Annotated in this window: 7 protein-coding genes, 1 pseudogene and 2 riboswitches; of the genes and pseudogenes, 6 read left to right on the forward strand and 2 right to left on the reverse strand. The window is 36.9% G+C overall.

What is annotated here, in order from left to right:
* Positions 1-330 precede the first annotated feature (330 nt).
* On the reverse strand, positions 331-1110 hold the full coding sequence (locus AO843_RS23375; RefSeq protein ID WP_054613452.1) for a YibE/F family protein: 780 nt from the start codon (positions 1108-1110) through the stop codon (positions 331-333).
* Positions 1107-2231, reverse strand: coding sequence for a YibE/F family protein (locus AO843_RS23380; protein ID WP_054613453.1), 1125 nt, complete (start codon positions 2229-2231; stop codon positions 1107-1109). Before AO843_RS23380 ends, AO843_RS23375 begins: the two co-directional genes overlap by 4 nt.
* A 623-nt stretch (positions 2232-2854) precedes the next feature.
* On the opposite strand from AO843_RS23380, the gene AO843_RS23385 reads away from it, so the two are divergent.
* The 6 genes and pseudogenes from AO843_RS23385 (at position 2855) to AO843_RS23410 (ending at position 10212) form a co-directional block, all read left to right on the forward strand.
* On the forward strand, positions 2855-4480 hold the full coding sequence (locus AO843_RS23385; RefSeq protein ID WP_231630246.1) for an ABC-F family ATP-binding cassette domain-containing protein: 1626 nt from the start codon (positions 2855-2857) through the stop codon (positions 4478-4480).
* Between the two features lie 111 nt (positions 4481-4591).
* Positions 4592-4717: riboswitch (FMN riboswitch) on the forward strand.
* 185 nt (positions 4718-4902) lie between these two features.
* Positions 4903-5028, forward strand: a riboswitch (FMN riboswitch).
* A 222-nt stretch (positions 5029-5250) separates the two neighbouring features.
* The gene (gene ribE / locus AO843_RS23390) at positions 5251-5889 is read left to right on the forward strand and encodes a riboflavin synthase (RefSeq protein WP_054613454.1); all 639 of its coding nucleotides are present in this window, start codon (positions 5251-5253) and stop codon (positions 5887-5889) included.
* A gap of 26 nt (positions 5890-5915) precedes the next feature.
* Positions 5916-6506, forward strand: a pseudogene (gene ribB / locus AO843_RS23395) (3,4-dihydroxy-2-butanone-4-phosphate synthase); the annotation flags it as partial.
* A gap of 51 nt (positions 6507-6557) precedes the next feature.
* Entirely contained in the window at positions 6558-7025 is a 468-nt protein-coding gene (gene ribE, locus AO843_RS23400) for a 6,7-dimethyl-8-ribityllumazine synthase (RefSeq protein ID WP_054613455.1), read from the forward strand.
* A 133-nt stretch (positions 7026-7158) separates the two neighbouring features.
* Positions 7159-8619: a spore germination protein gene (locus tag AO843_RS23405; RefSeq protein WP_054613456.1), complete on the forward strand. Its 1461-nt coding sequence runs from the start codon at positions 7159-7161 to the stop codon at positions 8617-8619.
* Between the two features lie 285 nt (positions 8620-8904).
* Positions 8905-10212, forward strand: a complete 1308-nt coding sequence (locus AO843_RS23410) for a Spo0B domain-containing protein (RefSeq protein ID WP_054613457.1) — start codon at positions 8905-8907, stop codon at positions 10210-10212.
* Positions 10213-10331 lie beyond the last annotated feature (119 nt).

Below are 10331 nucleotides of genomic sequence, written 5' to 3' on the forward strand. Positions count from 1 at the left end.
CCCGTAGTGGAAATCAACGGCTTTACTTTATTTCATTGTAAAAGAAAAAAGACTGTAGGCAAACTCTCAAATTTTTTGAGTTTGTCTACAGTCTGAGATGCCTCAAAAGTAAGGTGAGGCATCTCTTTTTTCGCTGTTTTATTGTATTTTTTTCAAAAAGAAAATCACCAGCACTTACAATAGCCGGAACGAAGCTTCTGGTAATTGGTGTTGTTTTGCGGAGAACTATGTAACTATTACCGCTATGTCAATGGCACCCGATACTTGCAAAGAGGTTTGCGTAATGACAATACCAAAGCATCTGTCATACATAAGTGATAGGACAGGTATTTATGAGGAGAGATGCTCTGATTGTTCTCGTTTTCTTATTAAATAATAAGCATTGACGGAGGAAGCAATAGGAATGATGAGGGCTATGCCAATACCTGCACAAAAAATAGTCATCATCTCTGCACTAAAAACCTTAGAGTTGACGATTTCACCAATCGAATAAGATAGGTCCTTAAACCATATGAGTAGGCTTAAATAGCCTCCAAAGAATGCAAAAAATAGTGTATTTGTGTCGGTCCCTAAAATATCCCTGCCGATGCTTAGACCAGCTGCAAATAAATCTTTTCTAGTAATCAAGGGATTACGGTGAAAAATTTCATGCATGGAAGATGCAATCGAAATGGCGACATCCATAATGGCACCAATTGTACTCATGATGATGACAGAGGCACTAATTTGTACAAAATTTACACCGATATAGAGGGAAAAGATACTAATTTCTTCAGTTGATTCTTCGCCAAAGCCCTGAATCATGGATTTTTTCGTGACGATTGTAATAAAAAGGAGTAAAACGACAATTGTCACCATCGTCGAAATAAACGCTGTTATGGTTTTACTATTTGTTTTATTGATAAAAAACAAGCTTATACAACTGATAACAGTACAAGCAATAAATGTAAGGATGATTGGGCTATTTTTAGGGTTTGTCATGAGAAAAATGGTCACAAAGAGCACACCAAAATTTAAAAATAATGAAAGAAAAGAGCGTAAGCCTTGCTTACCTCCGATTAATATCATTAATAAGCATAAAATGCCTGCTAATACAACGATGACATTCATTCTTTCACCCTCTTTCGATTAATGAAAAAAATAGCCGTATATTGACTAATAGGTATTGTTAGGACTACCCCAATCCCCCCTGCAAAGGCACGAGCTAACTCTAATGAAAGATTCAAGGACAACGTAAGTCCTAATGTTGAGGAATTTTTCAAATAAAGTATGATCATTGGTATGGAACCACATATGTACGCAAAAAATAAAATACTTGTAATGGTACCCATAATGTCTTTCCCGATTTCATGGCCGGATGCTTTTAAAGCTTGTAAAGGAATAGTGGAATCTTGTTCGTATAAGGCGAAAATAGAGGAAGCCATCGTAATGGAAACATCCATAACAGCCCCAAGCGAGCCAATAAATAATCCAGCCATAAAAACAGTACGGTACGGTCGTGTTAAAAATTGCATTTCCTCATAGCGTAGACCGTTTTCACCAGTTAACCACATCACAGCAGCACTAATAATGAGGGCTATCATTGTGCCTAAAAGCGTTGACACAATAGCTGCATACGTTTTTGTATTCATACCGCTTATGAGTAACAACGAAATGATGGTAAATAGTAGGGCACAAACACCACTTATCATTAATAAATTTAGGCTCCCGTGTTTTACATAAAGGTCCAATGCGAATGATAAAATCAAGGCATTCACCACTAGACTAATTATGGAGAATAAACCTTGTCTTTTTCCAATAATGAGTAGAGCAAAGATAAAAATCCAAGCAATGATAACAATTGTTTGATCTCGTTTCAAATCGAGAATGGTGCCCGTTAAAGTTGACTGCATTGAATGGCTATCAATCCCGACAAAGATTTCATTGCCGACATGGTATTCTTGATCAAATGCACCAGATGCAGAATATTCATTGGTCAAATGAATCGCTTGTCCTTTATGCTGGCCATTTTTAAGGACGGCGGTAATATGCTGTGTATACAAATAATCGTCATTGTCATACATATCTGTTAAAGGTTCAGATTCTGACACTGTGGCTTTAATCACTTCAGCGATGGGGCGATCATAAAACTGTTCATTATGATGAACGAAAATAATGGATATCAAGCAGCAAGCTATCAATAAGGCATAAAAAATACCTTGTTTATACGTTGTGTTTCTAAAAAATTGCAAGTGAATGACCTCCAAACTGGTGGACTGAATAGTCACTTGTACAGGAACGATTTTAAGAGTGGTAAGTTCCATGATATTTTCAAATTTAATGATAGAATTGTCAGTTTCGAAGATCTTCAAATCTAGAAAAGAAGATCAGAAGAATAGGAAGGACATTTGTATTCTAGAAAGAATTGTGGTAGATTTGTTGATATTATAATGTCGAAGGGAGGGCGAAGTAATGGAAACTGTCTGTGCGAAAGGTTTAACTGAAGTAGTGGTAAAATCTTATAATCTTTGTGGGGATTTGCTGGCTAAGGGTGGAGTCTGCCCTTTTTTAAGCAAATTTCATATCGATACAGGGTCCGGTTGCTTTTTGCCTTCTTTATCTCAATGATTGACATCCAATGAAATAGGATGAATAGATATAACCAAACGCCGGTTCCAAACGGCGTTTTTTTGTGTTTAATTGTAAAATTTAACATGTCCCTTGTTTATCGGGACATTTGGTAGGTGCCGTTTTGTTACGGCACCTTTTTTGTGTTTGAAAGGAGTGAAAAGTGATGTGTAACCTTATAGGTCCATTTATTTCTTGAGCGTTCAGCTTGCTAATGGTGGATAAACTAAATAAGGAGAGTAAAAAGATGATACTTCAATTAAATGGAATTAGTAAAAGTTACTTGGGAGACCCGATTCTCTCAAAGATAACGATGAAAATGGAGCATGGGGATCGGATAGGACTTATAGGTGTAAATGGAGCAGGGAAATCAACGCTACTAAAGATAATTGCAGGGGACCTTCCTTATGATGAAGGGGAGATTTTTATGAGGAAAGGAGTCAAAATGGGCTATTTGCGACAGGACAGTGGGTTGCAGCCAGATCATACGATTTGGACTGAAATGCTAGGCGCATTTAAGCAACTGCTAGTGGTTGAAAAGGAACTTCGAGAGTTGGAAATGCAGATGAGTGAGCCTTCTTGCATAAATGACCCTGAAAAATTGGAACAAGTAATGAAAAGGTATGCAGGCAAATTAGATTGGTTTTCACAACAAGGTGGCTATGACATTGAGGCGAAAATAAATAGTATTTTAAATGGTATGGGCTTTGGTGGTATCCCCAAAAACACACTTGTCCAAAAATTAAGTGGTGGACAGAAAACTAGACTGGCGCTCGCTAAAATCTTATTAGAACAGCCAGATTTGTTACTATTAGATGAACCGACTAACCATTTAGATTTTGCGACTTTAAACTGGCTTGAAGGTTATTTACGTGGTTATCAAGGAGCCATTCTTGTTATTTCCCATGATCGTTACTTTTTAGATGCTCTTGTCAATGAGATTTATGAGATTGAACGTACCCATGGCACAAAGTATTGCGGTAACTACTCTATGTATGTGGAAAGTAAGGCTAAAAATCATGTATTGCTAGAGAAAAAATATACGATGCAGCAGCAACAAATCGCTAAAATGGAGGATTATATTCAGCGGAATATTGCCATGGCCACTTCGTCGAAAAGCGCCAAAAATAAACGGAAGCAGCTTGAACGAATAGATCGCCTTGAAAAGCCGCACAAGGATCTAAAACATGCACAGATGGCATTTGCCACAGACAAGAAATCGCACAAAGAAGTGTTGAAAGTAACAGATTTAGAGATATCCTTTCAGCTAGAAGATAGCAGGAAAACATTATTGCAAGACATTCATTTTTCCTTATACAGAGGCGATCGGGTCGCATTAATAGGACCGAATGGTGTTGGGAAATCAACCTTGATTAAAGCATTGTTACAGGAAATTACACCGGACAACGGAGGTATCACATGGGGAAATGGTGTGACAATAGGCTACTATGATCAGGAACAAGAGACATTACATCCAAACAATACGGTATTACATGAAGTTTGGAGTGCTTTTCCATCTATTGAAGAAGCAAGAGTACGTACAGTACTAGGTAATTTTTTATTTATGGGAGAAGATGTCTTTAAAAAGATAGCCTCTCTTAGCGGTGGGGAAAAATCGCGTGTAGCCTTAGCAAAGCTTATTTTGCAAAAAGCAAATGTGCTCATTATGGACGAACCGACCAATCATCTTGATTTATTTAGCAAAGAAGTATTGGAGGAGGCCCTATTGAAGTTTGAAGGCACCTTATTATGTATTTCTCATGATCGCTATTTTCTTAATAAGCTGGCAGATAAAATGTTGGAACTATCTCCAACTGGTGTGACAGCCTTTTCAGGAAATTATGATGAGTATGTTCAAAAGGTAAGCTATTAAAGGATTAAAGAGCCGCCTCTATCGCAAGAGGCGGCTCTTTTTAAAAAAATTAAAGGCAGAAGTATAGATAATATAATTAAATAGTGTTATTGTAAGGACTAGCTAAATAAAAGTATCCTTCGGGGTAGGGTGAAATTCCCGATCGGCGGTGATGAAGCAATTCAAAGTCCGTGAGCGCAAGCTGATTTGGTGCAAATCCAAAACCGACAGTTACAGTCTGGATGGGAGAAGGGTATAGATGCGAACTTTTTAAATTTGTATAAATTTACAAGGTTTATTTGACTATGCATTTATCACTAAACTTCCCATTCGTATTTTGGGAAGTTTTTTTGTCTTCGTTTAACATGAAGTTCAAAATACACCACCTTAAGGATGGAGATGCTTAGTAGATCTCACAGATTTAGCAATCCAAATGAATAGAAGATGTTCTTCGGGGTAGGGTGAAATTCCCAATCGGCGGTGATGAAGTTATTCAAAGTCCGTGAGCGCAAGCTGATTTGGTGCAAATCCAAAACCGACAGTTATAGTCTGGATGGGAGAAGAACAAATGAGATGATAGTCTATGGAAAAAAACAATATCCAATTAGGCTTATTTGTTGATATCTTATACTCCCAAAACCCCTTTATAAAAGGGGTTTTTCTTTTTTTGTTAGCTTAAGAAGGGAGACGGATAGAAAGTTAAAAATGATGGGAAAATTACAGAACATAACGGTTAAAAAACCAAAAGTGATGGATAAAAACTACACAAATCAGCGGAAGTGGGTGAAGCAATGTTTACAGGAATTGTAGAGGATATTGGTACGATTAAAGCCTTGCAAAGCAATAAGAACAGTATGGAAATAACGATTCAATCATCCAAGGTTGCAGAAGATGTGGGGTTAGGGGACAGTATAGCGGTCAATGGTGTTTGTTTAACGGTGACCAAATTTACGGAACAAGAGCTTACGATGGATGTCATGCCTGAAACCATCAAAGCAACAAATTTACATCAGCTAACCGTAGGTGACCCGGTTAATTTGGAGCGTGCCATGCCTGCTAACGGGCGATTTGGTGGTCATTTTGTCGCTGGCCATGTAGATGGTGTAGGGAAAATTTTGCGAAAGCGTCCAGTAGCCAACGCAGTCTATATTGATATCGAGTTACCGGAGGAACTAACAAGCTTCTGTATTCCAAAGGGTTCTATAACGATTGATGGCACAAGCTTAACACTGTTTCAAGTTGAAACGAATCATGTCACCATTTCACTGATTCCTCATACTTGCAAGGAAACGATTTTGGGCATGAAGAAAATTGGAGCTTTTGTCAATATTGAGACGGATTTAGTGGGCAAATATATTTTGCACCAATTGAAAAATGGACAAGTCAAGCCCGCTATTACGAGAGATTATCTAGCACAACACGGTTTTTAAGATCACATTATGAGGAGATGACAATAGTGCTACATGCAATTGAGGATGCCATTGAGGATTTAAAACAAGGGAAAATGATCGTCGTGGTGGATGATGAGGATCGAGAAAATGAGGGGGATCTTCTAGCACTTGCAGAATTCATCACACCAGAAACAATTAACTTTATGGCGACTTATGGAAGAGGTCTAATTTGTACGCCGATTTCGCAGGAGCTGGCACAAAAGCTAGAGCTGCATCCAATGGTTCAGCATAATACGGATAATCACCAAACAGCATTTACCGTAAGTATCGACCATGTGGACACAACTACAGGGATTAGTGCCTTTGAACGGGCTTTCACGATACAAAAGATGATGGAGCCTCAAGCAAAAAATACTGATTTTCGTCGACCAGGACACGTTTTTCCACTAATAGCAAAGGAAAACGGTGTCTTAGAGCGAAGAGGGCATACAGAGGCGACAATTGATTTAGCCAAGCTTTGTCATACTATTCCTGCTGGTGTAATTTGTGAAATTATGGGCGACGATGGTCACATGATGCGCTTTGAAGAATTGACAAAGTATGCAGCATATCATGACTTAAAAATAATTTCCATTGAAGCATTAGTAGCTTATCGCAGTCAATTATTAACAACAAACAAATAACGATTTACAAAGGAGACATTCAAAATGGGTCAAACATTTGAAGCACAATTAATTGGAACGGATTTAAAAATAGCAGTAGTTGTAGGTCGATTCAATGAGTTTATTACAAGCAAATTATTAGATGGTGCAATGGATGGTTTGAAACGTCACGGTGTAGAAGAAGCATCGATTGATATTGCATGGGTTCCTGGAGCTTTTGAGGTGCCTTTTATTGCGAAACAATTAGCAGAAACAAAAAAATATGATGCCATTATTGGTTTAGGAACTGTTATTCGCGGTTCTACAACACATTATGACTATGTATGTAATGAGTCGGCAAAAGGTATTGCAAATGTATCTTTAACAACGAATGTACCCGTTATTTTCGGTATTGTTACAACAGAAAATATTGAACAAGCGATTGAACGCGCAGGTACAAAATCGGGTAATAAAGGCTATGATGCAGCGATATCTGCAATTGAGATGGCTAATCTACAAAAAATGATCGGCTAAGAACATATTGAATAGGTTGTCACAACATTTGTTTTCTTGAATATTTTTTATGTCCATGGGAAAAATATGCCTAAGTATATTTATGAAATGTACTAATCTTGAGTAGACTCAGTAGGAGATGAGAAGTATTTCAATGGAACAAATGATGAATTTGAAAATGTTGAAATCACTATTTCAACGCTCTGCTGATGTGATATTCCAACAGTATAAATTTCAGCAAAATACAGTGCATTTGATAACCTGTGATGCAATGGTAGACGATCAAATCCTTCAGACAGTTGTTGTCCAACGGGTCCAAGACTTATTTAATAGTGGTTCAGGTGAAATGTTAGAAGAACAAATCGAACAGCATCTTCACATCCCGTATTTACAAAAGGTGACAAAGAAAGAGGATATCATTACAAGAGTCTATAAAGGCCATGTTTTATTATATTTTGAAGAAGATCACTTGATTTATTCTAGTGATATTTCGAAAAGACCTAATCGTGAGCCGGGGGAAACAACGCTTGAATTAGTTGTTAAAGGGCCTAGAGATGATTTTATCGAAGATGTATTTATTAATATAGCATTATTACGAAAACGTTTACCGACAAATTCATTTAGTGTAGAAACTTTAGAAATTGGCAAACGCTCTAAAACAACGGTAGCTGTGTTATATATGGAAGACATTGTGAACTTGAATATGTTAGAACAAATCCGATTACAATTACAAAAGATTGATACAGATATTGTTGTCAATGGAGACTTGCTAATGGAGGCAATCGAACAAACTGCTAAAGTCCTCCCCAGACATGATTATACGGGAAGACCGGATTTTGCCCTCCAAGCATTAATGAGGGGAAGAATACTAATAATGATCGATGGTGTTTCTTACGCCATGATTATACCTGCGAATATTATGCTGCTCTTTAAAACAGCTGAGGATAATGAATATCCTATCATTGTCAGTTCAATGGAACGAGTTCTACGAATAGTAGGGATACTAATTAGTATGCTATTGCCCGGTTTTTGGCTTGCTGTGACGACTTTTCACCAAGAGCAGCTCCCTTATCTTCTTCTTGCGACGGTGGTCGAGTCAAGAACGGGATTACCATTCCCGACGATACTTGAAATAATGATGATGCTATTTATGTTTGAAATGTTCCGCGAAGCCAATTTACGTCTACCTAGTGCAATTAGTGGCTCTATCAGCGTTGTTGGAGGATTAATTATTGGAGATGCTGCGATTAAAGCTGGCGTGACGAGCCCTTCGATGATTGTCGTCATTGCGATTTCAAGTATTGCTGCATTTACACTGGTCAATCAATCCTTTGTGACAGCGATGAGCATTTTCCGGTTAATTGTCATTTTAGCATCTGCCTTTTTTGGTTTATTCGGCTTCTTTATTTCCGTATTTTTCATTATTATATACGCGGCAAATATGCGTGTCCTAGGTATGCCATATGTTAATTTTAGTGCAGATTTCGAAAAGGGTAATATTAGGAAGTCTTTGCTACGTTTATCGCCAAAGGGCTATAGTCGACGACCATCCTTCCTAAAACCACAGGATCGGACACGAACTTCTGATAACAAATCACAAAAAGATCAGGTATGATAGATACCTGATCTTTTTGTGTGACCTTCGCTTTAGAAGTTTTATGAATTTTCCCTAAGTATAGGAAATGAGACATAAAATGCGATGATTCACCTTTTTAGTTTACTTTCTTGTAAAGGATTATTAAACTAGTGTTTACGGCGTGTAATTTTAAGGATTGATAAAGTAATATTGATTTTATGTTTTAATTTATGTAGGATAAACAAGCACTGTTTGGTTTACAAGCAAAAAAATAGAGTTGATTAATATTCTAGAATATTAATAGATGAGGAAGTCCCGTGTTATATGAAAAATAGAAAAATAAAGCTAATATTAATTCTATCAACGATTTTATTATGTTTGTTTACAAGTTTAAACATCATGACATCCTATGTAAAAATTAAAAAGACAGTTGAAGAATCGATTGCAAATCAAAGTCTAGAGGCAGCCAATACCATAGCTTCTTCCATCGATACAGTTGCTTATCAGCAATTTTTGAATAATCCGCAGAAGAACGATTATTATTGGGAAGTAAGAAGTTACTTAAATGATGCAAGGATAAAGCTAGGAGCATTATTTGTTTATACATTAAAGGTAGATAATCCGAAAGTATCAAAAGCAATGGTTATGGGCCTGCCAAGTGAACTAAAAAAAGGCTTTGATATAGGTGAGGTTTGTACTGTTCCTGCCAAGGAAGTTGAAAAAGCCTATAACGGTGAAACCTATGTCACAGAGGTCATCCATGATTCTGTCCATGGCTCTTATTTATCGGTTGGCGCACCAATCAAAGATGATACAGGTAAAATTATTGGTTACCTAGGCATTGATATAGGCGCAGATACATTGAATGGCATTAAGGGAAAAGTGATTGAAGATAACCTATTTATTTTTATTTTCAATGGTGTATTTATTTTAATTGTTGCTGGTTCTTTTTTATTTTTACAAAGATGGTACCAAAAAGAGGTAGCAAAGGAAGTTGGTGCTACAGAAGACACTTATCAAGCAGAAATCAAAACATTAATTACTTCAGTGTCATCGTTACGTCATGATTTCACGAACCATATTCAAGTTTTACATGGTCTCTTACAATTAGAAAAAACAGATCAAGCAAAACAATATTTAGCATCACTATCTAAAGAAGTACAAGCGATTAAATCATTAAAATTAAATATAGATCATCCAGGTTTGTCCATATTATTACAAACGAAAAAGCTAACGGCGCAAAATCATAATATTGATATGGATTTTACGATTTCACAAGGTGATTTTAATAAGATTAAAACGACAGATTTAATCAAGATTCTATCCAACTTAATTGACAATGCGATTGATGCTGCGAATGAATTACCTGAGGGACAACGTAAAATTGTAATTTGTTGTCGAGCAAATGAAGGACAGTATGAATTTAAGATTACCAATACTGGACCAAATATTGTAGATGCTAACCAAATATTTAAACAAGGGGTTTCTACGAAAAAACACGAGAATGGTAAAATTAGAGGGCAAGGGTTATTTATCGTGAGAGAAATTGTCCATAAATATCATGGTGATATTTCCATCGATTCATCGAAACATTTAGAAACGACTGCCATCGTCCATATTCCCTTCAAATAGCTAGAAAAAGCTTCCTGCAAAAGGCACTGACTGTCGTTTTTGAGACAGTAAGAAAACACCTTTTAAACAGCCAATTGTCGGTATTTAACGGGCGACTGGTTGTTTAGTTTCGTTTGAAT

The organism is Lysinibacillus sp. ZYM-1, assembly GCF_001308875.1.
Taxonomy (GTDB): Bacteria; Bacillota; Bacilli; order Bacillales_A; family Planococcaceae; genus Lysinibacillus.